Below are 26680 nucleotides of genomic sequence, written 5' to 3'. Positions count from 1 at the left end.
TGCATTCCTAGTCAGAGACTAGGAACGAGATAACCCAAAAGAAGATCAAGATTTTCTATTTGAAATACTCCGCAAAAGAAGAGAAGAGGAAACTAAGCAAGTTATAATTCATTCATTACGAGGGAAGTATTCTAATCTGGCGACAAGTAGCGATGATTTTGCAGGTAAGAAACAGATAGAGATTGCTTTGGAAAATTAGCAAGATGAATATTATTTTAGATGCTTGTGCTTTAATTGCTTTTTTCAAAAATGAGTTAGGGGCAGAAATTGTAGAAAACTACTTGTCTGATAATCAATATATTTGCATGATTCATGGCTTATATACTACAATCTACAAGTCTCTGCCAGGAAGAAGGGTGGTTCACGCCAAAACTCCACCTTGGTAACGTACCCCTCCTCACACTATCTAAATTATTATTTTTTTCTATAATACCCCAAACGGGTAGTTCTTTCCATTCTATCCAATCAATATCCTCTTTGCCCTTCTTCCATCCCACCTTTTCGCCAAAACTATTATACCCATCTTTGCTCCATTTTGTAAATGTTCCCCTTTTCGAGTCAAAATCTAAAGTGCCTGTTTTTATAAATATTTTTTTCTGAACGCTAAAACCGAATTTTCCGTTTGAGTTTGTAACCCATAAATTATCTACTTTTTTTAAATCCTGACATTGAAGGTTTTTAAAACTTAATTTACCTTTAGCGAAAAATGAAACAAACTCCGAATTTTTTAAATCTGCATCTTTCCATCTATTTTGCTTCATTAAATAGTCTAATTCATCTAATAAATGTGCTTTTAAAGATTCATAATAAACTGTATTTGATTTATCTAAATCATTAAGTTGACGATAAAGTGAAGCCACAATATCAGCATTACCATTGTAGAGAATATTGAGGACTAACTCAAATAAATTAGTATTAGAAGATTTTAATTGAGATTTGAGAATATCATATTTAGCTAATGCTATTTTATAATTATTTAATGATTTTCCTAATTTACCTTTTACATAATAAATATAAACTAGAGTTGCTAAATAGCTGCGGTCATTTTTATCGAAATTATTTTCTTTTGGTAATTTTTCAAAACTTTTATTCAAGTCTTCTTTAGCTTTGTTATATTTTGATTCTAATTGTGGATTTTTCTCCTTTTTTGTTTTTAAAGATTCATATCCTAAAACCAGAGAACTATCTAACAAAGCTTCTTTAAGTTCTTGGTTTTTGATTTTTTCTTGTAAAACCAAACCTGCAATATTTAAAAATTGATTAGCTTCATTATTTTGTCCTGTTTGTTGAAGTTGAGAAGCTACTGCTGATAGTTCTCTGATTTTAGAAATATTTTGTTCCATTTTCGTAGTATTTTGTTTTGCTATAAATGCGGTTATTCCAAAAACTATAGCGAAACCTACACTAATAGATAAAACTAATCCTCCTGTTTTTTTAGCTTTCTTTAATTGTTTTTCTGCTTTTTTTCTAGCTTCTTCCTCAATAATTCTTGCTCTTTCTGCGGCTTCTTTCTCCTTTCTTTCCCTTTCTAACTCAGCTTCCTTTTCCCTTTCATTGATTTCTTCTTCAATTTCCTGCTGACGAGAAGCGGCTAAAAATTGTTTATCTTGAAAACTTACATTCTTAGATTCTGCCCATGCTTCTGCTGTTTTTAAAGCATTTCCTCGTAATAACCAAGAACTATCCTGACAACCTGAATTATACCACGCCCTAAATGCTTCAGAATAGGGACGTAAAGCAGCTAATTGACTATCAATCCATTGTTGATTAAACACCTCTCGATAAATGGGATTATAAACTTGTAAATGATTATTTCTTTTTACCACCAAACCCGACAACTGTAACTTTCCTTCCTCTCCAGTATTCTGACTAACCACTTCTCCCAGTTGATAAATCTTTTGATAAATATCTAATAATTCACCTGCCATTTGTTCATCAATTAAAATCCGTCTTTCAATAGTGCGTAAATGTTCCGGTTCATCTTTTGCTTGCCAATTTTCAATAATGTTAGTTCTGATTAAATTTTCTAACCATTCTGCATACTCCCCACTTTCTAAGGGGGTTTGGGAGGGATCATTTAAAACTAAATTACATATTTTTTGAGTTAAAAAAGGTTGTCCTCCAGTCCAATTTAAAATTAATTCTAATAACTTTTCTGGGTGATTGGTTTTAACACTCAATCCCTTTGCTAATGCTTGAGATTCTGCAAAAGTAAAACCTGTTAATTCTACGCCATAACCAATATTAAAAGGAGTCCGCGTTTTATCTTGAATTAAATCGCTGGGAGTAGCTACTCCTAATAACACAAAACTCAGACGATTATATTCAACATTATCAACTCGACGATTATAAAAAGAGCGAATTAAAGCGAAAAAATCATCTATATTAAACTGTAAACTGATGATACTATCAATTTCATCTATAAAAATAACGATATTTGAATCAACATATTTTAAAAGAATATCTCGCAGAAAATTACCAAAGAAATTTACCGCAGACAAAGATTCTTGATCATATTTATCCCACCAACTGTCTATATCACATTTTTCATTTAATTCAAAGGTATTAATTAATTCATTAATAATTCCTGAATACCATTGTAAAGGGGTAATATTAGCTGAACCAAATTCAGTTAAATCAATAGCAGCACAAGCAAATCCATCTACTTCTTTAAGTCGTTTCATTGTTTGAACTCTTAAAGAAGATTTACCCATTTGTCGAGAATTTAACACATAACAAAATTCTCGCTTTTTTATAGCCTGATATAGTTCATTATCGGCTTTTCTGGTAACATAAGTAGGAGCAGAAGCTGGGAGCGAACCACCTACTTGATATTCATAATTCACTGAGTTTAAATTTTCCATTTTTATGTCTGAATCAGGATTTCCAGGATTAAAGGATAAACAGGATGAGAATGGGGATTTTATCACCAATTACCAATTATCAGTGGTTAGATTTATTTGATTGTCATCATTTTAAATGATATCTATTAATATTGCAAGCGATCGCCAAAATAAAGCCGATATAAATTACATAGTGGAATTACCTTATTACCTTTTGATTCTGCCAATCCCATGCTTTTTAATTTAAAAGCATAAATCGGTTCTAAGGTAACGGCATCATCACTATTAACCAATTTTAACATAGCTGATTTTAGTTGTTTATTTTCTTCCAAAATTAAAAGATGACGATACAAATGGTCTTCATATAATCCTTCTTCAGTGGGAGCAATTTCTAAAAATTGCTTTAAAGTTAAGTCGTTAGTGGCAATATGATATAATGCCGTTCTCACCAAATAAGGATGACCGTCAATCATCCCCATTAATTGATTAACTTCTGTATCTGACCATTGTAATCCATGTCGTTTAACTAAATCCTGAACCTGTGCTAAACTAAACTTATTTAAATCAATTGGTAAACCCACATTAAAAGGAGATTTATTCACATCCAAAGAAATATAAACTTCCTGAGAATGGGAAATAACTAATCTCAGTTTTTGCCAAGTTTCATTATTTTTGCCTTTTTCATGCCATGAACGTAACATAGTGAAAAATTCATCAGCGATTTCACTATATTGAAAGATTCTATCTACCTCATCTAATCCTAGAATTACAGGCTGTTTCAATTCTTTTAAAAGATAGGATTGGAAATAATTTGTACAATTAGTTTGACTGCTATAACGTTGAGGTTTCCAATATTGATCTATCTTTTCTTCAATCCCTAATTCTAAACTGACATTGGCACAAAAAGACTCTAAAAAACTATCCAGATTTTTAAATAATTCTCGACTCCATAAATTAATAAATCCTGTTTGATAACCTTGCTTTTCTCCTTGATGTAAAATCCTACTCATTAATGAAGTTTTCCCCATTTGTCGAGGTGCTTTAATCCTAATTAATGCCCCAGGTTTTACAATAGCAGTATAACAGTTAGCCTCAATGGGAGGACGTTCAACATAGAAAGGGGAATTTAGAGGAACTTGACCATCTAAATTTTCAAAAGGAATATTAATATCTCTTGGTTGAATAGGTTCAGATTTCGACTCAGGTACACCCTGAATAATAGCTTTTTTAGTCGTTGCATCTTTTGTCCTCAAAACCGGAGTTAAATGCTCTGGAATATTTTCCATTTCAATGGCATTACATCCTAAATCAAAAGCACTTTTAATTGATTGTCCTGCAAATAAAGTATCGTAGAAACCAATAGCAAATTGTTTAGCGGCTTGATCACCAATTTTTTGATTCATCCCGACGACATAATTAACATAAGGATAAATACCTTCTGCTTGTACATCTGAATAACAAGCATTGAGAAAAACACAATCAATAAAAAAGATTTCTTGTAATGCTTTAAACAATTTAGCTAAAGGAGCAACTTTAACTAAAAAGGCTTCTCCATTATCTGCCATTAAAGCTAAACCCTGTTCTCCTCCACCATGTCCTGAGAAATGCACAATATCTGGCTTATGATCTAATAGGGTACGACGAAATTCTTGAGGACGGACTGCTTCTTCCACAATAATTTCAAATTGTTCACGGTTTTGGGAACGCTCCCAAGCACTTTTGATTTCCCTGACTTCCTCACTTACACGCAACGGTTTTGTGTTGGTGGGGTTAGCGGTTAAAATAAGAATTTTTTTCATCACCGTCGTTTTATAAAGATATAGTTACCAATACTGTGTATGTGAAGTATTGTATCCTTTATAGTTACCAAAACCGTAACGGTGATCAAATCTCAGGCTATTTAGAGGTTGTTTGAAAAGTATTATATGAAACCCATAATCTCCAAAAACCTAACCCCCCTTCCCCCCTTCCCTACAAGGGAATGGGGTTTTTAAAGCCTCTCCCCTACCAGGGGAGAGGTTTGGAGAGGGGTCTGTTTACACATTAAAAACTTTTAAAACATCCTCTTAGAACTTCAACAACAATATCCCCGACTTCTCAAAGAAGTCGGGGATCTGAGTGCCTCTTGTTATACATACAAGCCTTTAGACACTGGGATAAAAGATACTTATTGCAAAAACTGTAATTATTGTTATGATTTCAGAAATTAGTAACTAATGTATTTCATTAGTGAAAAGAATCTATCAGGAGGAAATTCCTTTGTCTCGACGCTATTTATTTACTTCCGAGTCAGTTACAGAAGGTCATCCAGATAAAATTTGTGATCAAATCTCGGATACCATCATTGACGCGCTATTAGCAGAAGACCCTAATAGCCGTGTAGCAGCAGAAGTTGTAGTCAATACTGGTTTGGTGCTAATTACTGGAGAAATTACCACTAAAGCTCATGTCAATTATGTCCATCTTGCCCGTAAAAAAATTGCGGAAATTGGCTATACTGACGCTGGTAACGGCTTTTCTGCGGATAGCGCTAGTGTTCTAATTGCCTTGGATGAACAGTCAGCGGATATTGCTCAAGGTGTAAATACTGCTAAAGAAGCCAGAACCGAGGATAGTGAAGAACTATTCGATAAAATCGGCGCTGGTGATCAAGGGATCATGTTTGGTTTTGCTTGTAACGAAACCCCAGAACTGATGCCTTTACCAATCAGTTTAGCACACCGCATTGCCCGAAGATTGGCAGGAGTTCGCAAAGCTGGTATTCTCCCTTATCTGCGCCCTGATGGTAAAACCCAAGTTACCATCGTTTATGAAGATGGCAAACCTGTAGGCATTGACACCATCTTAATTTCTACCCAACATACAGCTACCATTGGGGATATTACCGATGATGCTGGGGTACAGGCTAAGATTAAGGCTGACCTGTGGACAGAAGTAGTAGAACCTATATTTGGTGATATTGCTATCAAACCAAGTGAGGAAACCAAGTTTTTAGTTAACCCCACTGGTAAGTTTGTCATTGGTGGACCCCAAGGAGATTCCGGTTTAACAGGACGGAAAATCATTGTTGATACCTACGGTGGTTATTCTCGACATGGTGGTGGTGCATTCTCCGGTAAAGACCCCACGAAAGTAGATCGTTCTGCGGCTTATGCGGCTCGTTATGCAGCAAAAAATATTGTTGCGGCTGGGTTAGCAGAAAAATGTGAAGTGCAGCTAAGTTACGCCATTGGTGTAGCGCGTCCTGTCAGTATCTTTGTTGATACTTTCGGTACAGGTAAAGTGGATGATGAAATTCTGTTGAACTTAGTCAAAGAAAACTTTGAACTCCGTCCAGCGGGAATTATCCATGTGTTCAATTTACGTAACTTACCAAGTGAAAGAGGCGGACGTTTTTATCAGGACGTTGCAGCTTATGGTCATTTAGGAAGAACGGATTTGGATTTACCTTGGGAACACACTGATAAGGTGGATGTTTTAAAGAAAGCGGCGTTTGCTTAATCAGTTAGTTTGATAACAAGATTTACTTTGAGGTTATAGACAATTTAATTATCTATAACCTCTTTCTCTTTTTTAAGGATTAGCTAAGTTAATCTACTTAATCCCAATCAGGGAACATAGCTCCATCTTCGCCACCAATACCAATCCCTGTGTTATATATGCCAGCATCGGTAATGTTAAGATTGTCCATTGATGCTTGATAGACGTTGGAATCATTGACTGTGGCGCGGGTAAGATTTGCGCCGTTTAAGTTAGCTTTTTTCAAATTGACGTTGGTAACAAAGGCTGATGTTAAGTTAGCACCTGCTAAGTTTGCTCCGGTCAAGTCAGCACCTTCTAAGTTAGCATTTGTAAGGTTAGCACCCTGAAGATTTGCGCCTCGCAAGTCTGCACCAATTAGATGAGTGCCACTGAGGTTGAGTCCTGATAGATCACACTGGATACATTCTCTAGTTGACAAAAGTTTCTGTAAATCTTTTTGGCTTCCAGCTTGAACTGAATTAGCTAGAAACAGGGGAGTTATTAAGGCCATAGCGGCTAATAGTTGAAGTTTCATACAATTTCCCCCTCTCACAATATAGTTATGTCTGTTCTTGTCCTCACGAACTCATTATCTCACTAATTGGCGAAAAAATGTTGATTTAAACTACAAGCTTGATATTTCTTTTTATAAATCAGCAATTGGGAATAGACAAGTGGTAAACTTTGTCAATTCGTAAGTCCTAGTTTTTTATAGTGGTTTTTGTTAAGATTGATGAAATTTTTCTGGTGAAATACCACTATGGCTTTATATGCAGAATTACATCGGCATTTAGGTGGTTCCGTTGTCCCTCGTGTCCTATGGCGATATTTCCAGCGTCATAATACTGAGTTGATTTCTCGCTTTGGTGAATATGCAGAGTTTGAAGATTTTTATACTCGTCCTCGTAATACTTTGGATGAATATCTAGAATTGCATACCCTTGTGGAAAGTGTGCAAACGGTGGAGACTTTACCTTACTTTATTTACCGCTTATTACGCGGTGCATATATTTTTGAGAATTTGGCTTATTTGGAATTACGCTATACTCCCTATTTACGAACTCCTGAACATTTGAGTCAAGAGGAAAGAATTGATAAGATGGCGGAGATTGTAGATGTTGTGGGTAAATCTAGTCATGTACCCGAATATCCCATTGTTACTAGTCAAATTCTTTGTATGCACTCCCGTTTATCTTTTGAGGTAAATAAGGCAATTATTGATTTGGCGGCGCAAAATAGAGAATATGTCTGTGCGGTAGATATGGCTGGTGGCGATCGCTATTATGCCCAAAGAATGGCAGAATGGATCAGTTTATATAATTACGCCCATTCACTGGGTATTAACACCACGGGGCATCTTTATGAAACTAAGGATGGTTGTTATCCCGAATTGTTACCCTATTTAATGCGAATTGGTCACGGTATCCAAATTCCGCTTTTATATCCTGAATTGCTGCCAGAAATTGCCAGAAGAGGACAATGTTTAGAAGTTTGTCCGACAACTTACTTGAAAACAGGAACTTTACAGGATATTCGCCAACTCAAGTTAGTTTTTGACCGCTGTTTTGCAGCGGGAGTTGATATCGCTATTTGTACGGATAATGCGGGATTACATAATATGCGTCTCCCGTTTGAATATGAAAATCTTTTGACTTACGACATTATTAATTTTCAACAATTACAAGCTTGTCAAGATGCAGCTTTCCGCCATGCTTTTGCTTGGCCTCACAGTCAACGTCCAGCATCTTTGTTAACTGGGTTGTTGAAGTAGGGAACAGGGAACAGGGAACAGGGAACAGGGAACAGGGAACAGGGAACAGGGAAGAAATTTTGGCGTTGCTGAATTGAGGTATGAAATTCCCAAATTAAACCTTTAAAACTCTTACCTCAGTGCGTCTTTGCGCCTTTGCGTGAGACTAAAATTCATACCCTTAATCAGCAACGCCGAAATTTTTTTCTTTCTCCTGACTCCTGACTCCTGACTCCTGACTCCTCAAGATTTAACCTTCTACGCCTTCTGTAGCACCACCAATGGATTTCCAGGCTGATAAGCCACCGCCCAGTTCAGCTACTGTGGTAAAACCGAGGAATTGTAAGGTTCTCACAGCTTGGGCTGATTGGCTGTCATTTTCGCCATAAACATAGATTTGGCGTTCTCTGTAGAGGGATATTTGGGCGCGAGATTCTAAGTCATTGAGGGGGATAGAAATCGCTCCTGTGATGCGGCTATGATTGTATGTTGAGCGATCGCGCACATCAATAATTGTAAAAGCAGGTTGACCCCATTGAAGACTTGTCTTTAAGTCATTAACATCAGCAACTAAATCAATACTCATAAGTTTTTTCTGCGGCTAATATCATCAGAAATCTACCAAATATCTCTTCTTAATGCGGATTTCTTTAGAATGACAGCAGATTCTAAAAGTTAATCTTTTGTAATCATAATATTGTAAGCTAATGTTCTCTAGATGCAAAAAATACTTAATTTTTAATTTTTAATTGTTAATTCCTCCTATGGTATCTACTATTCAAGCTTTACCAACAGAAGTTGTATATTTAATTACGGCAGGAGAAGTAATTGATTCTTTGGTAGCTGTTGTCAGGGAGTTGGTGGAAAATTCTCTTGATGCTGGGGCAACGCGCATTGTTGTTTCTTTATGGCCGCAACTGTGGCGAGTTCGGGTGGCTGATAATGGTCATGGGATGAATTTGGATGATTTGCAACAAGCCGCAACTGCACATAGTACCAGTAAGATTCATTCTAGTGCAGACTTATGGAAGATTAACAGTTTGGGGTTTCGGGGTGAGGCTTTACATAGTTTAACAACTCTGGCAAATTTAGAAGTTTTAAGTCGTCCTTTAGGGGGAAGTGAAGGCTGGCGAATTAATTATAATAATGAAGGAGAAGTAACAGAAGTAGACTTTGCGGCGATCGCTCCTGGTACTGTCGTAACAGTTAATAATTTATTTGCTAATTGTGAAAACCGTCGTCAAGGTTTACCTCCGACAAATCAGCAATTAAAAGCTGTACAAGGGATAATTCAACAAATAGCTTTATGTCATCCTCATGTTAATTATCAAGTTTGGCAAAATGATAAAGAATGGTTTACGATTTGTCCCGCATTAACTGTGGGAAAACTGATTCCCCAGATTCTCACCCAAGTCCGACAAGATGATTTACATGAGGTGAATTTAGAAATCCCCAATCGGGAAAATTGGTCTTTGCATTTAGTGATAGGATTACCCGATAGATGTCATCGTCATCGTCCTGATTGGGTGAAAGTGGCAATTAATGGCAGAATAATTAAATCACCGGAATTAGAACAGACAATATTTTCAGCTTTTCATAAAACATTACCACGCGATCGCTATCCTGTTTGTTTTTTACATTTAACTATTTCCCCTGAACAAATTAACTGGAATCGTAACCCTGCGAAAACAGAAATTTATCTGAATGAACTACCTTTTTGGCAAGAACAAATTACTGAAGCCATTAATAAATCATTGCGGATTTCGGAAACTAATATAAAAGAATCTGTTCACACAACCAGAGTTAGTAATTTATTAAAAGTAGCAGAATCTAAAGGTGAATATAATTTCAATTCTCAAAGTTCTCAAAATTTCCAAAGTAATGAAAATCAAAATTATTTAAAAGCTATTGCTCAAGTCAGTAATACTTATATTGTGGCTGAACATTCTGGAGGAATGTGGCTAGTAGAACAACATATAGCCCATGAACGAGTATTATATGAACAATTATGTGATAATTGGCAATTAGTCCCTGTGGAAACTCCAATTATTATTTATCAATTATCACCAGCGCAGGTTTCCCAATTACAACGGATTGGTTTAGATATTGAACCTTTTGGTGATAAACTTTGGGCAGTGCGAAACATCCCTAATATGTTAAAACAACGAGAAGATGCTGCTGATGCCATTTTAGAGTTAAGTTGGGGAGGAGATTTACAAACTGCTCAAGTTGCTGTTGCTTGTCGGAGTGCAATTCGCAATGGTACAAAAATGAGTTTACCAGAAATGCAGACCTTATTAGATAATTGGCAACAAACCCGCAACCCGCGGACCTGTCCTCATGGTAGACCAATTTATTTATCTTTAGAAGAATCGGCATTAGCGCGGTTTTTTCGCCGGAATTGGGTAATTGGGAAAAGTCATGGGATTTGAAGCTTATAGAGACATCCGGTAAGCGTAAAACTCAGTGTCTTTAGCAATACCTTGTCCATTTCCTGTAGGTTGGGTTAAGCGACAGCGCAACCCAACGCATTTGTTGGGTTTCATGCTTCAACCCAACCTACAAATCAAGGCTTTTTCCAATTTGGAGAAGGTATTGTTTAGACCTGAGAGTGTCAATTTAGTCCCGTCCCAATTTCAGCGCGGAAATTGCCGTTTTAAAGCTGCAAAAACTGGACAAGGGGCTGATGTTTGTAAATTCTCCGGTTTACTCCAGGTAAAGGGGGCTTTTTGATCCGCAGACATCCATAAAAGTTTTTTGGCTCTAGTCATGGCAACATAAAGTAAGCGATATTCTTCGGCGATTTTCAGGTATTTTGATTCTTCCCAAGCTTGAGGAATATCAGGTATAGGTTTTTTGTGAAGTCCCGCACGAATTTGGGCGCGGACGACTTCTGATAAAGTAAAATCACCTAAAAATTGTCCTTGGGGGGGAATCCAAAATCTGCCAGGAATTAAATTTTCATGAAGAAAAGGCAAAAATACATAATCCCAGTCTAGCCCTTTGGCTTTGTGCATGGTAATAATTGTTAATTGCCCTGCTTTAGTATATTGTGCTTCCACATTTTCTGGTTCTACAGATTCAAATCTTTCGGAACTGACAATTTCACTTAAAGCTAATATCATTGCCCCCATAGAACTATTCCCAAAAATTTGCAAATTTACCCGTTCTGCAAGTTTATCAGCAGTAGCCAATTCTGCTTGATCATATTTTAAAGTTAAGGCAAAAAAAGAAATTATTTGATAAAATGGTAGTTCTAAATAAGCCCTAAGTAAACTCCGACAAAGATGAGCTGCTTTTTGCACTATTTCTATTTGGGGTGCGCTTAAAAGACTTGGATATAAAAATTCTTCGGGTAGACTAGCTAGAGTGTTAATATCTTGAGTCGGAATTAATTGCCGTTCGACGAGAACATCTAAAGTAGCTTTGAGATAATCGGGAGAATGGGGACGCTCACAAAACTGCAATAATGATAAGATCTCTTGAGGAACATGAGAACGGCGTTCTTTTTCTCCCACATCATAAAGTTTAATTTTATGTTCTTTGCATATTGGTTCTAAAGCCGCAGCTAACCATCTTCCTTGACGATTTTCTCGCACTAGTATCGCTGCACAAGCTTGGGGATTTTCTGTAAATAGTTCAATTGCTCTTTGGGAAAGTAATTCAACTGTATGATGAATATCTCTAGGAGTATAAAGTTCCAAACCTTGTCCCACAGGTTCAGGATTGCCATTTTCTTGATTAACTGGTTGAATTTTCTGAATTCTAAATGGTGGTTGTCTACGATTAGTTTTGGCAAAATCCTGATTATTTACCCATTCTAAAGCAAAGTTAGCCGCATCAATAATTATTTGTGTACTACGACCAGCTTGATCCATTTCTGCCAGTCTATCTTGAGTTTGACAATCTTCACAAAATTCTCGAAAATAAATAGGGTCAGCAGGTGTAAAAGTGGAATTAATCGCTTGATTAGGATCACCAACTCTAATTAAATTTAAGGCTGATTTATCTAAGTTATCTCCAAATTCTTGACTAGCGAGTATTTCTAATAAATCTGTTTGTAGGGGACTAGAATCTTGAGCTTCATCTTCAAAAACAGCAAAAACTTTATTTTGTTCAATTCGGCAGGTACTAGGATTTTTTAAAACTTTTAAAGCCCCTAAAATCATATCATCGTAATCAATGAAATCTTGCAACTGCATGATTTTTTGATATTGTGCATATAATCCGGCTGCAACTTTCAAAATTCCATATTTATCTGAAGTTTGTTCACTCCACTTGAATAAATCTGCGGGTGATATTCCTGAACTTTTCGCTTCATGAATCACCGTATAAGCTAAATCTGGTAATACTTCCGTTCTTAACACTGACTGACGACGGAGTTTTTCGGTTTCTTCTCCATCAAATTGCTGTCCTGCAAGTAAGCGCAGATAAATTTCAGGATAATTAGTAATCCATTGTTCTACGGCTGTACGAATGAATTTATGACTTTGATTTGGTGTGATTAAAGTCGCATTTTCTAACTGTAACCCGGATAAATTCGGATGACGACTAGCGATAATTAAGGCTAAACCATGCAAAGTATAAACTGCAAATCCTGTTTGTGGTAAAGATAATTTTTTTAAATTTTCCCGAATTTTAAATTTAATATTAGCAGTAGCAGAACGGGTAAAAGTAACAACTATTAACTGTTTATAATCCTTATTGCCCGTATTTAAATAATACTCATATTGACGAGCAATAGCGATCGCTGCGGCTGCCGCCATTCCCGTTGATTTTCCCGCTCCAGGCACAGCAGACACCGCCAATGGACCTGATTGCCAATCCGCCATTTGTGTCTGTCCTGGGCGCAGTTGGGCGCGAATGGTAGCGATATTCTCTGTTAATTTAGTAAGAGGTGATTGGTCATTAGTCATTAGTTTTTATACAAGCTGTGTAATTTGATTTAAGTTAATATCCTCAATGAGAGGAATATCTACAGGGGTAGGTTTATTACATCGTACGATGCCTGCGGAGCGCTGGGCGATCGCTTTACACCTTAATTTTGCTAAACTAGAATAAACCTCACACCAGCAGGAGGACATAATGACTTTTACAACTGATATCCAGGAAGATCAAGACTTACGCCCTTATCCAGAAACCTCTCTTCCAGATCATACCCAACTACCAGAGTCGGACGGTACATTTGTGAAAAACTTCCAGGAACATCCCCAAAGTATTCTACTGACAGACTCCATTCAACCAATATTGAAAAAAATTCATCCTGACGGACAATATTGCATAGGTCAAGATAGCGGTATCTATTGGCGCATTACTGACCCTCCAGAACGCGGTACGGAAGCTCCTGACTGGTTTTATGTCCCCAATGTACCACCTACCTTAAATGGGCAAATGCGCCGTTCTTATGTCCTTTGGCAAGAATTTATTGCTCCATCAATTGTTTTAGAATTTGTTTCGGGGAATGGAGCAGAAGAACGAGATAAAACTCCTTGGAACGGTAAATTTTGGATTTATGAACAGGTAATTCGTACTCCTTTTTACGGCATTTATGAAGTTAATAAAGCCAGTATAGAAGTTTATGAATTAATTGGTGGAAAATATCAGTTATTAGCAGCAAATGAACGAGGACATTATTCAATTACACCTATGGGTGTGGAGTTAGGTTTATGGCAAGGTGAATATCAGAATGCAGAATTACCCTGGTTGCGGTGGTGGGATTTGCAAGGTAATTTATTATTAACTGGTGAAGAAAGAGCGAATCGTTTGACTGCACAATTACGGGCTTTGGGAGTTGAACCGGAAGCGTAATATTATTTGGACTTTGAGTTAAGGATGCGTCGCAATCCTTACTAATTTTGCTAAACTAGAATAAACCTCACACCAGCAGGAGGACATAATGACTTTTACAACTGATATCCAGGAAGATCAAGACTTACGCCCTTACCCAGAAACCTCTCTTCCAGATCATACCCAACTACCAGAGTCGGACGGTACATTTGTGAAAAATTTTCAGGAGCATCCTCAAAGCAATCTACTGACAGACTCCATTCAACAAGTATTACAAAAACGCCATCCAGACGGACAATATGCCATAGGTCAAGATAGCGGTATCTACTGGCGGATGACTGACCCAGCAGAACGGGGTGCAGAAGCTCCAGATTGGTTTTATGTCCCCAATGTACCCCCTACCTTAAATGGGCAAATACGGCGATCTTATGTCCTTTGGCAAGAGTACATTGCCCCGTTAATTGTTTTAGAATTTGTCTCTGGAAATGGTAGTGAAGAAAGAGATAAAACTCCTTGGAAAGGTAAATTTTGGATTTATGAACAGGTAATTCGCCCTGCTTTTTATGGCATTTATGAAGTTAGGAAAGCCCGTCTTGAGGTTTATGAATTAACTGGTGGACAATATCAGTTATTACCAGCAAATGAACGGGGACATTATCCAATTAAACCTATGGATGTGGAGTTAGGTTTATGGCAAGGTGAGTATCTGGCTATGGAACTACCTTGGCTGCGTTGGTGGGATTCCCAAGGTAATTTGTTGTTGAATGGTGATGAAAGAGCCGAACTAGAACGTCAAAAAAGCGATCGTTTAGCTGCACAGTTGCGGGCTTTGGGGATTGAACCGGAAGCGTAATATTAAATTAAATGTAATGGTGACGATTTTGGATTTAACGGGAGTAGAAACAAATGATCGATCACCTTTTCACTACAAAATAAACTATCACGCTGTTAAACTTGCTTGTAATTCAACAATAATACTCTCCATAGATTGAGGTTTTAATTCTCCTCTGTGAAAGGCTGAAATCGCTTTTTTTGCATCTTCAGCAATTTCTTCGCGACGAGATTCAATCATTTGATTTTTAATAATTTCTAATAACATTTCTCTTTGTTCAAAAGGAAGTTGATTAACAGTTAAAATTGCCTCTTCTAATGTCACCATAATCTAGGTTCTCTTGATTTAATGGACTTTATTTAAATAGATTATAACTTATGGAGTAATTCAAACGCAGATAAACGCAGATAAACGCAGATGGTTTTTGAGCTATTTAAGGAAGTTAGGGTCATTTATCTAACTCTACCCAAGAATACGGTTTCTATTTACTTCTTGTATAGATCATACAAACTATCCAACCAGCTTAAAGAGTCGGTGTACTATCCATCCTAAACCTAAGCCGACGTTGGAAGTGCCAGCTAAAATTAGGAACGGATGAAACTTAAAGGCAGTTAGGATGTAGCCCATTAGAGAATAAAGCAATAATACTATAGTCAACGAAACCCAAAGAACTGTTCTATCTGGTTTATTCCTAATAGTTTTTTTCTCTATCGTAGGTTCAGGATAAACAACTTCTTTTTTATGAATATCCTTAACTGGAGGTAGAGATGTTACTGTTAGATTTTCTTTTTTTACATTAACAATGTTTGGCTCTACATTAGTATTGTTCTCCTCTACATTATTAATTGTTTCCCATGCACGAACAAGTTTTATAGATGTATTAACATTTTCTTTTGCCGCATTACTAACTTTTTTCTCTGCATTAGGAATTTGAGACTTGTAATTTAACATTTCTAGCCATACTTGCATTGATTCCGGTCTGTCTCTTGCTTCTAATGCCATACCTTTAAGAATTGCTTGGTTTAATTCGTTGCTGATAGTGACAATAATTTTCTGTGGTGCAATTAATAACTCATCATCAAGTTTACGAGCTAAAGAATTTGTCGGGTATTGACCAGTTACTCCATAATAAAGACTAGCAGCTAAACAGTAAATATCTACTCGTGGATCTCTACTTCCTTTATATCTCTGTTCATAAGGAGCAAATCTTTCATGGGCTGATTTATCTGTTGAACTCTGAGTTGCAGGAATTATTTGTTTAGCAATGCCAAAATCAATTAAAACTGCTTTACTATTATTTCGTAGCATGATATTTCCAGGGTGGGCATCTCGGTGTACTAAACCCGCTTCATGCACCACTATCAAAGCTTCCCCTATTTGGCGAATATAAGTTACAATCTCTGCTTCTGGTAATGCTCCCCTACGCTTGACAGCCTGAAACAAATTTTCCCCTGGTATAAACTCCATGACTAGACAATGGGTATTACCTTCCTGAAATAGTTCAATTACTCTAACAATATGAGAATGAGGATCTTTAGATAACTCTGCTAATATTTGCCCTTCTGCAATAAATTTTTCTATATATTTGTCATAATCTGGATCATGTTGCAGATATTCATTAGGTGTTTTAATGACAACTGACCGCTTTAAATTAACTTGTAGTGCTTGGTAAGTAATTCCAAATCCTCCTTGTCCGAGAACTTGCTGAATTATATATTTACCATTTTGTAATTTTTGTCCTGTTACTAAAGTCATAAACACCTCTGATTTACAAATTAATACTAATTTTGAGTAGCAAATTACAGCAATTCTGATTTAAGTAAAATACAAAAAAGAATTAAACGCGGATAGACGCAGATGAACACAGATAAGATAACTTTGTATTTCATTAAATTTAAAAAAGCTGTTTATTTATTAAAAACTGTTTATTTTTTGGTAGAAGTAGGATTGGGAGGTGGTGTTGTTTGACTGTTCCAACTAGCTATACCTTGAAGTAAAGCCCCAAAAGCTGCAATTGCAGTTATAACTAATGTTAAAATCTGCATTCTTTTATCCCAATTTACAGAAGGTTTGTTTTCCGTTCCGTTATTAGTGTGACTTGCTGCATTAGTATTTTGACCTTCTGCATTGACATTTTGATTTTTTGCATTGGCATTTTGACTTTCTGCATTAGCATTGTGAGAATTGCTATTTAATAGTTTTAGCCATAATTCTATTGATTCTGGTCTGTTTTTAGCTTCTAATTCCATTCCTTTAAGAATTGCTAGATTTAATTCATTACTGATACTAGAAATAAGCTCTTGTGGTGGTATTAAACGCTTATTGTCAATTTTACGTTTTAAAGCAGTTTCAGGAAGTTGACCAGTTATGGCATAATAAAAAGTTGCAGCTAAGGAATAAATATCACTAGCTGCGGTTGGTTTAGTATTTTTAGTGCAAAGCTCAAGAGATGCAAAACCCTCGACATTTTCCCTAACTCGTCGCGTTGTTAATTCATGATCAAAATCTAAAACTAAATCAAAATCAATTAATACAGCTTCAGATTTTCCCGCACGTAAAATAATATTTTCTGGCTGTACATCTCCATGAATTAAATGATGTTGATGTACAATTGTTAAAGCCGCGCCAATTTGTTGAATATAAATTAATGCTTCTTCTGGAGAAATTTTTCCCAGTTTATCTAAAGTTTCTCCAGGAATATATTCCATTACTAAACATGAATAACCTGCTTCTTTAAAAGGTTCGTAAAATTTGACAATATGTTCATGTTGACAAAGGGTCAGTTTTACCGCTTCTCGCATAAACATAGTTTCTAAACGTTCTTTCTCTAATTGATTAAGAGATGTAAGTGAATTAACATCTAAAGTTTTTAGCAGCAGAAAATCGTGCTGTTTGTTTTTAGCAATATAATTAATGCCAAATCGTCCTGTTTTTAACTTTCTCTCAATAGTGTATTTTCCACCTTGCAACTGATCACCTGCTACCCAAGCCATTTTTGCAACTCCCCAAATACTTGGATTAATTTTAGCACAAAAAGCTTGTGTAGTCTCTATCTAGCTTCAGTTTTTACCCAAAATCACGAAACTCCTTCCCATGCCATATTCTTAATATAAGAATCACATCTTCAATGCGTAATTCATCAACTTTCAACAGAAAATAATCCCTTGGTCTTCTATGAAACCTGCTTATATAATAAAAATATCTTAACTACTTGATTGTACGGTTAAGGGTTTAGCACTGCTAAACCCTTACACATCTACGCAAAACTGTTAAATTAATTTCTTCTTTCTGACTCGGTGACTTCTAGAGACTTCCAAATAAAAAAATGTCCCAAAACTGATGCAAAAATTCTCTCTCTGTGTACTCTGTGCCTCTGTGGTTCGTTTCTTGGGATAATTTATTTCTTGGAAGTCTCCTATTGCATTACTCGTCAATTTGCCAAGCATCTTTGGTATATTCTTCATCGAGAACTTTCTTAGGACGAACCAAAACAATCATTTTTCCTAACAAGGGAATTGCTGGTGCGGTTTCAAACCATTGAAAGTCAATACTATCGCCGTTTTCAAACACAAAGTAATTGGAAATATCCCATTCTCTTTGAGCGCGATCTATAACGATCATAATTGGTTCAACTTTGTTTTGATGGGGGTTGGGGAAAATATCGCTTTTACCAATGACAACTACAGGATCTTCGGCATTTAGTAGCACTTTCCAACCTGGTAAAGATACCCAAGCTTGTTCTCCGGCAAATTTAACAATGCGAAAGGGTTGAATTTCGGTAATAAATGGTACGGCTTTTAATTCCTGTGGAGTTAATGGCAATTCACCTACTACTGGTAAAATCCGGGGTAAGTCTTCATCAATTTCTAGCCGATAAAATGGCAAAATAGGCGGAGCTAGTTTGGGAGCAACGCTAAAATCCATTAACAGTTGTTCTAGTTGTTTTCTAGCTGTTTCGGAGTGAACAAAGCGTAAACCTTTGGCAATTAAGCGCGATCGCTCTGATAAATCAGATTTTTGTCTAGCGTATTTCCAGGATTGATAAGCGATCGCATCTCCTGGATGTTTACTGAAACCTTCTGGTAAACTAGGAAACCAAGAATAGTCTTTCACTGCTTTGGCTATATCCCTGACTACATCGGCATCAAGTTTGTATTGATATGTCAAATCCGCAGTCGTGGCTCGGTCTTCTTGAGTTAGTCCACGTAACTCATATAACACATCACTACTTTTGTACTGGTAATATGCTAATGTTTCTGGTGATGAGCCGCATTTTTCCAGAGAATTGTAAACCTGAGAGCCAACAATCACCTGATTTTGTTGAATCTGTTCAAATCCTGTGGCTTCAAAGATATCTTGGGGATTGTAACCGTTTTTTTGCAGGTAAGCGATCGCTTGTCCCCATTCCACCCAAGTCCCCTGTTTTTGTCTCAGCTTGACTAATAATTCTGTGGCTGTCTGTGCTGTATCCTGTGCAGGATTTTGAAGATTGGGCTGTGTTTCGGTCATAATTAAAAAGTGCGTCTTTAAAGTTAATACTGTCTGATGAGTGCGAAGAAATATAAAGTTGGGAAACTATATTCTTCTATTATGTGTGTTTTAATTATGAAAATAGTCAGAAAAAATAAGTGAGATATATAAACCAAGTTCGCTGTCAACGCCTAACCCCTGAAAGTGCCAAAAAACTTAATGTTCCCTACTCCCTCAACAAATGAGTAACGAAGTCCGCGCTATATTTAATCGTATTGCTCCTGTTTATGACCAACTTAACGATCAATTAAGCTGGGGACAACACCGCCTTTGGAAAGAAATGACAGTCAAATGGAGCGCAGCTAAACCTGGTGATACTGGCTTAGATTTGTGCTGCGGTAGTGGTGATTTAAGTTTTCGGTTAGCACGTCATGTAGGGGTAACAGGCCAAGTTTACGGAGTTGATTTTTCTGCCAATTTATTGAATACTGCTCAAGAACGCTGCAAAAATTACTATCCCCTACCTCCTATTAATTGGGTAGAAGCAGATGTATTAAATTTACCTTTTGATGATAATTATTTTGATGCAGCCACTATGGGTTATGGATTAAGAAATGTTAAAGATATTCCTAGTAGTCTCCAAGAAATATACCGTGTTCTCAAACCAGGAGCTAAAGCCGCGATTTTAGACTTTCATCGTCCCCACAATCAACAGTTCCGCGCAGTGCAACAATGGTATTTAGATAATCTTGTAGTTCCCATGGCGACTAATCTCGGCTTAAAAGACGAATATGCTTATATTAGCCCCAGTTTAGACCGCTTTCCTACTGGGAAAGAGCAAATAGAATTAGCGCATCAAGTTGGTTTTCTGGATGTCACACACTATCCCATTGCTAACGGTATGATGGGAGTATTAGTAGTAATTAGATGATTGGTAATTACCCATTATCTATTACCCACTACCCATTACCTAATCCAAAAGCCTGTGGATTTGTCTCGAATTTTATTGTATATCTCACCCCCAATCCTGGGTGGATTAATTGGCTATTATACCAACGACATAGCCATAAAGATGTTATTTCGTCCCTATAAAGCAGTTTATGTTTTTGGGAAAAAAGTCCCGTTTACGCCAGGTTTAATTCCTAGTAATCAGGAACGGTTAGGACAAAATATTGCTAATGCGATTATGAAATCGCTACTGACTCCAGAGGAAATGCAAAATCTGGCGCGGAGACTCCTGCAACCTGAACGACTACAAGGCGGAATTTTCTGGTTATTACGTCTGGTAGTTGATCAAGTTAAAGGTGATAAAAACCCTCGTAGCACTAAGATTTTGGCGGGAGTTTTACGTGATTTATTGGGTGAATCTTTACCACGTCTTTTGAAGGTTTTAGCGCGACAAGAAACATTTTTAGAAACGCAAATTAACCAAATATTTGATAAGGTATTATTAGAGTTTCAACTTAGTGAAGAACAATCTGTCCGGTTAGCTGATTGGTTATTAGAGATAGTTTTACCTCCCGATAGATTACGACAAGTTATTATTGATTTTTTAACAGATCGGACAATTCAAACCATTGATGAGAGTTTTCGAGAAAAAACCAGTGGTACTTATTGGGTAGTGGCAAATCTATTTGGGTTGAAGAATACTTTGACTCGGTTACGGACATTTTGTTTAGATGAAAAGGAAGCAACTAATAAAAGATTGCAAGAATTAATTAAAGATTTAAAAATGCGCGATCGCATTAAGGAATTATTACAAAATTTATCTTTGCAAAATCTTCCTGTTGGTACAGTCCGTCAACTGCGAAAAACGATTAGAGATAGTGTGCGTGAATATCTCCAAAATAGTGGTAGGGACTTGCTCAAAGAATTAACAGAATCGGCTGATTGGGAAAGAATTTCTATTGTGTTGTTAAATCGGTTAAGTAGTTCAGCCGTTGTTAACAATTCTTTAGAAGTTGTGGCACGGGATTTAGCATTAATTTTAGAAAAGTATCTAGAAAAAGATTTAGAAATTATTGTTGCTCAAGCAATTCCTATTTTATCTATAGATCAAGTAATTGTGGAACGAGTAAAAGCCACCTCACCTGCTGAACTGGAAGATGCTATTGAGGGAATTGTCAGAAATGAATTACAAGCAATTGTCACTTTAGGTGGTGTTTTAGGTTTTGTTGTCGGTTTGTTGCAAGTAGGATTTTTATTTTTGAGTCAATCTATGTGATTGGTAATTGGTAATTGGTAATAGTTAAAAAATTTAACTTTTGTAAGAGTTAAAAAAATATCAGCAAATCCCGAATTTCTTGCTGGTCAATACGTCAGGGGAAACGCATCTAATTTTTTTTAACAAAATGTAACTTATATGAATAGAGAATAGGGGTAGTATTACAAGGGCAATATCAAGTTAATATGTGAATATAAAGAAAATTTCATGGTAAATTCGTTTCGATAAGAATCAATAAAATGGGTTGAAGTGGTATTCTCTCTTAAATGGCATACTGAATAAGGGAGAAATTAAAAAACCACTCTTGGGATGAAGGTAATAAAGCGAAAATGAGACGTAAATCTGCTAATAATAGACCAACTAATCCGTCTAAACCCTCTATGTTCCAATCCCCGGTGTTTAACTTCGCCACCATTGCCCTTTTAGGAGGAGTGATGATTTTGGGAATTGGGATTGGGATTGCGTTTAGTTCGACAACTACATTGAGTTCATCAAATGTGGCTTCCCGTGAGTTCATTGACACTAGAGCGCCAAATCCTGAGATTTGTGTGCAGTTTGGATCTAGTGCCATGGTGATGGATGCTAGACTCTTTGTCACTCTTAATCCCTTTAATGTCTTTGTTGCCCAGCCAAATATCCGCCCTGGATGTGTAATTCGTCAAAATAACTGGGCAATTTTGGAAAATAAAAAACTTGTAACATCAGATCAGGTACGAGAATGTAAAAATCGTCTTAATACCTTTGGCTTTACAGGGGACTTAAATAGTGAAAAGCCAGATATTAGATGTATTTATCAAAATGAATCGGCTCAAAATTTCTTTTTATCTCAACCTGGTGCTGTGGGAAGTCCACAAGATACGGAAAGATTTTAAATATGGGAGTCACCGAGTCAGGAGAAGGAAGAAGAAAGAAGAAGAAAGAAGAAGAAGGAAGAAGAAAGAAAGAAGATTTTTCTTTCACTTTTCTTCTTTCCTGATCAGTTTTAGTTTTCTATGCTTACAGATACTTAATCACGACCATTGATAGCAATGAGCAAGCGTAAGATAAAAACGAATAAGTTAATGTAGGTGAGATACATTGACAAAGCTGCTGGTAAATATTCATCATTGCGGTAGGTACGAGGCAAGATGTAGAAATCAACTACTGATGCTCCTGCGAAGAGAAATACACCTATACCAGAGATACCAATTTCTAACCAACTGGGTGTATAAACGCCAAACAAGGCAAAGACAAATTGGAGCAGACAAACCACCAATAAGGCCACAATGCCTAAACTAATGGTTTTTGTCAAAGCCATACCGTCTGCTTCCGAAAGGTTAGAACCGATTTTTCGGGCAACAATGAAAGTAATACCACAACTTAGAGCAGCAATAGCAATACCTTGAATACCTACCCCTTGGGTTCTCAAAGCTACAAATACCAAGCCACTTAGGGTATATCCAGATAATAGACTGTAAATACCCAATAGGGGTAAGGCTAGGGCTTTGTTACCTTTTGATGCGACATTTTGGGCAACGAAGAACAAAATTAATTCGAGAATTACCGCCCCAATGAAGGTAGGAAAAAAGAGTCCAGGGTTACTGCGGATAACACCTAAACCACCATAAGTTCCGAATGCTGTCAGCACCAATCCAGCACCGACATAGGGGAGGGCGTTAGCGATAACATTGGGACCAACGATGCCATGAGTTCTGGCCTCACGGAAAGCTTCACGAAAGTTGCTGGAATTACTCATATCTAAAAACTGCCAAAAAAGATGGAAACTGAAGAAAATAACTTGCTAATTTCTATTGTTACAAATTTTTGGGTGGAGAAACCAGTCGGTAAATCTGTTAACCTAAAATTTTTGGCTGGGTAAAGGTTGACCAAATTCGATAATGGGAATTTCTTTAGGGTGATTGGGGGAACTGTTTTTGTTTTCTTCAGGTGTGGGAAACATGGCAGCAGGTAGGGGTGAATTGTTGATTGGTGACGGGTTTTGAGAATTTAGGGGTGGGACGGTGATTAAGGGTTGTTGGGAGTTGCTTGTGAGGTTTGTGGATGGTGGTAGGGTGGTAGTGGGTTTTGTTAACAGACTGTTAGCGGGAGAAAAGGTAAGATGAGGATTGAATACCCAGCGCGTGGGTTTTTGTCGAGAAAGAGGTTGAAGTTGTACTTGGTTGGGTTGGAATTTGGTTCCTGGTGCTAGATCAAGAACTATGCGGGTAATATTGGCGTTAAGTTGAGAAATACGAATTTTCTGAATTGCCCCGGCATATTCTTTTTGGGTGAGGACTTTACCGAGTTTAGTATTAGGTAAATCGAGAACCAGACGTGGTGGTTGAATTAGGTAGAAATATTGGGGTGTTGCAGTTGCGGAGATATTAATTTCTAACTGCTGGGATTTGGGGTTAAATTCCCAATTATTAAGTTGTGCGATTGGTTGGGCAATACTGATATTGGGGGTAAGGGTGATTAAACCACATAAACTTACCCCGATAGATGGAAGAATTTTATTAGTTATTGTTTTCATAATTTGGTGGTGCTTCAATATAGTACCTGGTTGGCAAAAATTAAGAATTACGAATTATTTCTTGGGTATTAACTGCTGGTAAAAGGGCGGTGAGGTGTGAGGTAACTTGACTGTAACGACGGGTAATGAGTAATGAAGAACGACATTGGATGGCGAGTTGATCTGTGTATCTTCCCAGGGTTTGACGTTCTATTCCCCACAGACGGCTAGTACCAGCAATAGTTAGATCAACATTTTCTGAGGCAGTAATTACCGCTTGGATTGGTTCTGGGGATGTAACAGTTTTAATTTCAATGCGATCGCGGACACTTTTGGGTAACTGCTCAATCATGGTGTTGAGTTCATAACTTAATTCGTCTTGGACATGATTGCCTTTAAAGACTTGTAAAACTTGTAACATACAAGTATCACGATTAATCAGCATTCTGAGGGCGATAATTAATGCTAAATCGTCATGAATGTTGGCAGAGTAGGGAACTAATAAACTTTCTAACCGTTCGCCACCTTTATCTACAAATACGGCGACATCTACTGGTGTAGTCCCCAGGATTTGTCCGACTCTTCCCCCTAACCGATTGTTACTAAAAGCTGGACGATGCCAACCGACGAGAACTAAATCGGGTTGTTCAATTTTGGCTATTTGTGCTGTTTCTCTAGCAACATTGCTAGATATGCGAACTATGGGATGGATACAGGAACGTGTTAGTGGTGGTTCTAGGGTGGCGATTAATTCTTCTAATTTTTGGCGACGCTCGGCAATCAGTCTGTCGGCTTCGGTGGGGGTACTTTCAAAGCCATAGTCTTCTTCGAGTTCAATAAAACTGAGGGGATAAACAATAGCAGGTTGTCGGTTGTTGACTGCGATCGCTGTTGCTAACTGTAACAAACCTTTTTGGGCATTGGGATTGGCAACTGGGACTAAAATCCGATATGGGATGAGGTAAGGTTCGCTGGGGGCTGGTACAGCTTCTGAGGGAATTTCTGCTTCTGGTTCAACTATATCTAATCTGATTAGGCGCTTAGGATAAGTCCATTCCAGTAATGGTGAAGTCATGAATGTTGTCACCAAAGCCATAATTACTAACATGGTGAAAAGTAAGGGGGTAATTACGCCTAACTCTAAACCAATGTTCAAGACAATTAACTCGGTTAAACCGCGAGTATTCATTAACCAACCGAGGGCTGATGCTTCTCGTTTGTCAATGCCACTAATCCGAGCAGCTATATAAGCACCAGTAAATTTACCACCAATTGCTACTAATAAAATCAAAGCAGACAATAGCCATAAATGAGGACTGTTAAGTAAACCAATTTGTGTTTTTAAACCACTGTAGGCAAAGAAGATTGGTAACAGAAAGATGAGCACAAAATCTTCAGTTTTGATGGCTAATTCTCTGACTAATCCCTCATCTTTGGGCATGACTGCGCCTAATAAGAATGCCCCAAAAATTAGGTGAATGCCGATAAATTCAGTAATTAAAGCAGAGGACACAACTCCCATATAAATTACAGCGAGAACGAATTGACTCAAACGTCCAGCCCGACGATGATGTTTGCTTAACCGTTTGAGAAACCACCGTCCAACTGTGAACATGAAGCCAATATAAACAATGCTTTCAACAATGGTGAAAATAGCTTGTTGATCAATACTACCGTGACGAGCGACAGCGATCGCTACTGCTAAAATACACCAAGCTGTCACATCATCCACCGCCGCACAAGTTAAGGCTAATGTCCCTAACCGAGTTCCCTGTAAGTTATTTTCGGTAATAATTCTCGCCAATACAGGAAAGGCGGTAATTGACATGGCTGCCCCTAAAAACAAGGCAAAAGGGGCAAAATTTACATTGTTGCCAGAAATTAAAGGATAAAGGAGGAAAGATAATCCAAAAGCCGAAGCAAAGGGAACAATAATGCTGAGATTAGAAATGAGAATGGCAGTTTTTAAGTTCCCACTCAGATATTTAGGATTTAATTCCAACCCAATCAGAAACATAAAAAATATTAGCCCTATTTGCGATAAAACATTCAAATAAGGCATTGTTTCTGGGGGAAACAGGCTATGTGCTAAACCGGGAGCAATTAAACCAAATAATGATGGACCAAGCATGATACCAGCGAAGATCTCACCAATTACCAATGGTTGTTTAATTACTTTGAATCCCAGTCCCACAAGTCGGGAGAGTCCAATTACAATTAACACCTGAACTAGAACGAGAACAACTGTGTGCATATTTTCCTCATTAACGATTATCTGGGTTCACTATGATAATTATTTACAAGAGTGTAAATTGTCAACCTAATTAGATATATTTTCGGCTATTTTTATTAATTTAAGATGTTAATTATTGTTAATTTACTATCTTAATTGCCTCAAAAAATCAGTATTAATTTATTGTTAAACCGCGAATAAAATTGAGAATTAGCAAGCATAAAACCTAGAACAAGAGAATAAAGTGATCAGAACCTTTGATCAATAAATTATTTCCTCAAAAAAGGCAATAATAACCCAGAAATTGTCAAACAATACTATAACTAAAAGTTGCAAAAAGGTCTCAGTTGTCATGTACAACACTTGCTGGTAAACCCCGTTTTTCTTCTTCTCTCTTCTTTCTGCTGACAAAGGGCGCAGAGCCTGCGCCCCTACCTCCTGACTCTAGGAAAGAATTAGCCAAAAAATTGTACATAAGGCGTTAAATTTTGTTAAGATTATATACGGCGTTAGCTTTGCCCCCTGTCC

Annotated in this window: 21 protein-coding genes; 8 read left to right on the top strand and 13 right to left on the bottom strand. The window is 37.2% G+C overall.

Going from position 1 to position 26680, the window contains the following annotated elements:
* Positions 1-317 precede the first annotated feature (317 nt).
* On the bottom strand, positions 318-2864 hold the full coding sequence (locus tag BMF77_RS01835; protein WP_148760187.1) for an AAA-like domain-containing protein: 2547 nt from the start codon (positions 2862-2864) through the stop codon (positions 318-320).
* A 125-nt stretch (positions 2865-2989) separates the two neighbouring features.
* Positions 2990-4642, bottom strand: a complete 1653-nt coding sequence (locus tag BMF77_RS01830) for an AAA-like domain-containing protein (RefSeq protein ID WP_148760185.1) — start codon at positions 4640-4642, stop codon at positions 2990-2992.
* A 460-nt stretch (positions 4643-5102) separates the two neighbouring features.
* Here BMF77_RS01830 and metK point away from each other — a divergent pair, with 460 nt between their 5' ends.
* Positions 5103-6344 (top strand): methionine adenosyltransferase, encoded by a 1242-nt coding sequence (gene metK, locus BMF77_RS01820; protein WP_015080190.1) that lies wholly within the window; start codon positions 5103-5105, stop codon positions 6342-6344.
* A gap of 97 nt (positions 6345-6441) precedes the next feature.
* On the opposite strand, the gene BMF77_RS01815 is transcribed toward metK, so the two are convergent.
* The gene (locus BMF77_RS01815; protein ID WP_148760183.1) at positions 6442-6900 is read right to left on the bottom strand and encodes a pentapeptide repeat-containing protein; all 459 of its coding nucleotides are present in this window, start codon (positions 6898-6900) and stop codon (positions 6442-6444) included.
* A 225-nt stretch (positions 6901-7125) separates the two neighbouring features.
* Here BMF77_RS01815 and BMF77_RS01810 point away from each other — a divergent pair, with 225 nt between their 5' ends.
* Positions 7126-8136 carry an adenosine deaminase gene (locus tag BMF77_RS01810; RefSeq protein ID WP_148760181.1) on the top strand — a complete coding sequence of 337 codons (1011 nt, stop codon included), beginning with the start codon at positions 7126-7128 and terminating at the stop codon, positions 8134-8136.
* Positions 8137-8365: 229 nt separating this feature from the next.
* On the opposite strand, the gene BMF77_RS01805 is transcribed toward BMF77_RS01810, so the two are convergent.
* On the bottom strand, positions 8366-8701 hold the full coding sequence (locus BMF77_RS01805; RefSeq protein WP_015080187.1) for a rhodanese-like domain-containing protein: 336 nt from the start codon (positions 8699-8701) through the stop codon (positions 8366-8368).
* 178 nt (positions 8702-8879) lie between these two features.
* On the opposite strand from BMF77_RS01805, the gene mutL reads away from it, so the two are divergent.
* Entirely contained in the window at positions 8880-10547 is a 1668-nt protein-coding gene (gene mutL, locus BMF77_RS01800) for a DNA mismatch repair endonuclease MutL (RefSeq protein ID WP_148760179.1), read from the top strand.
* A 204-nt stretch (positions 10548-10751) separates the two neighbouring features.
* Here mutL and BMF77_RS01795 read toward each other — a convergent pair whose 3' ends face one another.
* Entirely contained in the window at positions 10752-13031 is a 2280-nt protein-coding gene (locus tag BMF77_RS01795; RefSeq protein ID WP_148760177.1) for an ATP-dependent helicase, read from the bottom strand.
* Between the two features lie 6 nt (positions 13032-13037).
* A complete protein-coding gene (locus tag BMF77_RS27155; RefSeq protein WP_210422280.1) occupies positions 13038-13199 on the bottom strand; it encodes a hypothetical protein in 162 nt (53 codons plus the stop codon).
* Position 13200: 1 nt separating this feature from the next.
* On the opposite strand from BMF77_RS27155, the gene BMF77_RS01790 reads away from it, so the two are divergent.
* On the top strand, positions 13201-13923 hold the full coding sequence (locus BMF77_RS01790; protein WP_148760175.1) for a Uma2 family endonuclease: 723 nt from the start codon (positions 13201-13203) through the stop codon (positions 13921-13923).
* Positions 13924-14011: 88 nt separating this feature from the next.
* The gene (locus BMF77_RS01785) at positions 14012-14755 is read left to right on the top strand and encodes a Uma2 family endonuclease (RefSeq protein ID WP_027402478.1); all 744 of its coding nucleotides are present in this window, start codon (positions 14012-14014) and stop codon (positions 14753-14755) included.
* 87 nt (positions 14756-14842) lie between these two features.
* Here the strand turns inward: BMF77_RS01785 and BMF77_RS01780 are convergent, their stop codons facing one another.
* The 4 genes from BMF77_RS01780 to BMF77_RS01760 all read right to left on the bottom strand — a co-directional run bounded on the left by BMF77_RS01780 (position 14843) and on the right by BMF77_RS01760 (position 19243).
* Positions 14843-15061, bottom strand: a complete 219-nt coding sequence (locus tag BMF77_RS01780) for a hypothetical protein (RefSeq protein ID WP_148760173.1) — start codon at positions 15059-15061, stop codon at positions 14843-14845.
* 183 nt (positions 15062-15244) lie between these two features.
* Complete coding sequence (locus tag BMF77_RS01775) at positions 15245-16489, bottom strand: serine/threonine-protein kinase (protein ID WP_148760171.1); 1245 nt, start codon at positions 16487-16489, stop codon at positions 15245-15247.
* Positions 16490-16659: 170 nt separating this feature from the next.
* Positions 16660-17727: a serine/threonine-protein kinase gene (locus BMF77_RS01770; RefSeq protein ID WP_148760169.1), complete on the bottom strand. Its 1068-nt coding sequence runs from the start codon at positions 17725-17727 to the stop codon at positions 16660-16662.
* A 430-nt stretch (positions 17728-18157) separates the two neighbouring features.
* A complete protein-coding gene (locus BMF77_RS01760) occupies positions 18158-19243 on the bottom strand; it encodes a RuBisCO accumulation factor 1 (RefSeq protein ID WP_148760167.1) in 1086 nt (361 codons plus the stop codon).
* Between the two features lie 202 nt (positions 19244-19445).
* Between BMF77_RS01760 and ubiE the strand changes: the two genes are divergently transcribed.
* The 3 genes from ubiE to BMF77_RS01745 all read left to right on the top strand — a co-directional run bounded on the left by ubiE (position 19446) and on the right by BMF77_RS01745 (position 22300).
* Positions 19446-20135: a bifunctional demethylmenaquinone methyltransferase/2-methoxy-6-polyprenyl-1,4-benzoquinol methylase UbiE gene (gene ubiE, locus BMF77_RS01755; RefSeq protein ID WP_148760165.1), complete on the top strand. Its 690-nt coding sequence runs from the start codon at positions 19446-19448 to the stop codon at positions 20133-20135.
* Positions 20136-20189: 54 nt separating this feature from the next.
* Positions 20190-21428, top strand: a complete 1239-nt coding sequence (locus BMF77_RS01750) for a DUF445 domain-containing protein (RefSeq protein WP_148766737.1) — start codon at positions 20190-20192, stop codon at positions 21426-21428.
* Between the two features lie 329 nt (positions 21429-21757).
* Positions 21758-22300 (top strand): DUF3172 domain-containing protein, encoded by a 543-nt coding sequence (locus BMF77_RS01745; protein WP_148760163.1) that lies wholly within the window; start codon positions 21758-21760, stop codon positions 22298-22300.
* Positions 22301-22434: 134 nt separating this feature from the next.
* On the opposite strand, the gene BMF77_RS01740 is transcribed toward BMF77_RS01745, so the two are convergent.
* The 3 genes from BMF77_RS01740 to BMF77_RS01730 all read right to left on the bottom strand — a co-directional run bounded on the left by BMF77_RS01740 (position 22435) and on the right by BMF77_RS01730 (position 26173).
* On the bottom strand, positions 22435-23163 hold the full coding sequence (locus BMF77_RS01740) for a Bax inhibitor-1 family protein (protein WP_148760161.1): 729 nt from the start codon (positions 23161-23163) through the stop codon (positions 22435-22437).
* 102 nt (positions 23164-23265) lie between these two features.
* A complete protein-coding gene (locus BMF77_RS01735) occupies positions 23266-23940 on the bottom strand; it encodes an AMIN domain-containing protein (RefSeq protein ID WP_246863044.1) in 675 nt (224 codons plus the stop codon).
* A 40-nt stretch (positions 23941-23980) separates the two neighbouring features.
* Positions 23981-26173 carry a cation:proton antiporter gene (locus tag BMF77_RS01730; RefSeq protein ID WP_148760157.1) on the bottom strand — a complete coding sequence of 731 codons (2193 nt, stop codon included), beginning with the start codon at positions 26171-26173 and terminating at the stop codon, positions 23981-23983.
* Positions 26174-26680: the final 507 nt, after the last annotated feature.

This window comes from Dolichospermum sp. UHCC 0315A (assembly GCF_008121535.1).
GTDB lineage: Bacteria > Cyanobacteriota > Cyanobacteriia > Cyanobacteriales > Nostocaceae > Dolichospermum > Dolichospermum lemmermannii.
This window is presented reverse-complemented; position numbering and strand designations above follow the sequence as displayed.

Coding starts and splice junctions, on each gene's coding strand:
- BMF77_RS01835 (WP_148760187.1), bottom strand. CDS start 2,864: ATGGAAAATTTAAACTCAGTGAATTATGAATATCAAGTAGGTGGTTCG.
- BMF77_RS01830 (WP_148760185.1), bottom strand. CDS start 4,642: ATGAAAAAAATTCTTATTTTAACCGCTAACCCCACCAACACAAAACCG.
- BMF77_RS01815 (WP_148760183.1), bottom strand. CDS start 6,900: ATGAAACTTCAACTATTAGCCGCTATGGCCTTAATAACTCCCCTGTTT.
- BMF77_RS01810 (WP_148760181.1), top strand. CDS start 7,126: ATGGCTTTATATGCAGAATTACATCGGCATTTAGGTGGTTCCGTTGTC.
- BMF77_RS01805 (WP_015080187.1), bottom strand. CDS start 8,701: ATGAGTATTGATTTAGTTGCTGATGTTAATGACTTAAAGACAAGTCTT.
- mutL (WP_148760179.1), top strand. CDS start 8,880: ATGGTATCTACTATTCAAGCTTTACCAACAGAAGTTGTATATTTAATT.
- BMF77_RS01795 (WP_148760177.1), bottom strand. CDS start 13,031: ATGACTAATGACCAATCACCTCTTACTAAATTAACAGAGAATATCGCT.
- BMF77_RS27155 (WP_210422280.1), bottom strand. CDS start 13,199: ATGTCCTCCTGCTGGTGTGAGGTTTATTCTAGTTTAGCAAAATTAAGG.
- BMF77_RS01790 (WP_148760175.1), top strand. CDS start 13,201: ATGACTTTTACAACTGATATCCAGGAAGATCAAGACTTACGCCCTTAT.
- BMF77_RS01785 (WP_027402478.1), top strand. CDS start 14,012: ATGACTTTTACAACTGATATCCAGGAAGATCAAGACTTACGCCCTTAC.
- BMF77_RS01780 (WP_148760173.1), bottom strand. CDS start 15,061: ATGGTGACATTAGAAGAGGCAATTTTAACTGTTAATCAACTTCCTTTT.
- BMF77_RS01775 (WP_148760171.1), bottom strand. CDS start 16,489: ATGACTTTAGTAACAGGACAAAAATTACAAAATGGTAAATATATAATT.
- BMF77_RS01770 (WP_148760169.1), bottom strand. CDS start 17,727: ATGGCTTGGGTAGCAGGTGATCAGTTGCAAGGTGGAAAATACACTATT.
- BMF77_RS01760 (WP_148760167.1), bottom strand. CDS start 19,243: ATGACCGAAACACAGCCCAATCTTCAAAATCCTGCACAGGATACAGCA.
- ubiE (WP_148760165.1), top strand. CDS start 19,446: ATGAGTAACGAAGTCCGCGCTATATTTAATCGTATTGCTCCTGTTTAT.
- BMF77_RS01745 (WP_148760163.1), top strand. CDS start 21,758: ATGAGACGTAAATCTGCTAATAATAGACCAACTAATCCGTCTAAACCC.
- BMF77_RS01740 (WP_148760161.1), bottom strand. CDS start 23,163: ATGAGTAATTCCAGCAACTTTCGTGAAGCTTTCCGTGAGGCCAGAACT.
- BMF77_RS01735 (WP_246863044.1), bottom strand. CDS start 23,940: ATGAAAACAATAACTAATAAAATTCTTCCATCTATCGGGGTAAGTTTA.
- BMF77_RS01730 (WP_148760157.1), bottom strand. CDS start 26,173: ATGCACACAGTTGTTCTCGTTCTAGTTCAGGTGTTAATTGTAATTGGA.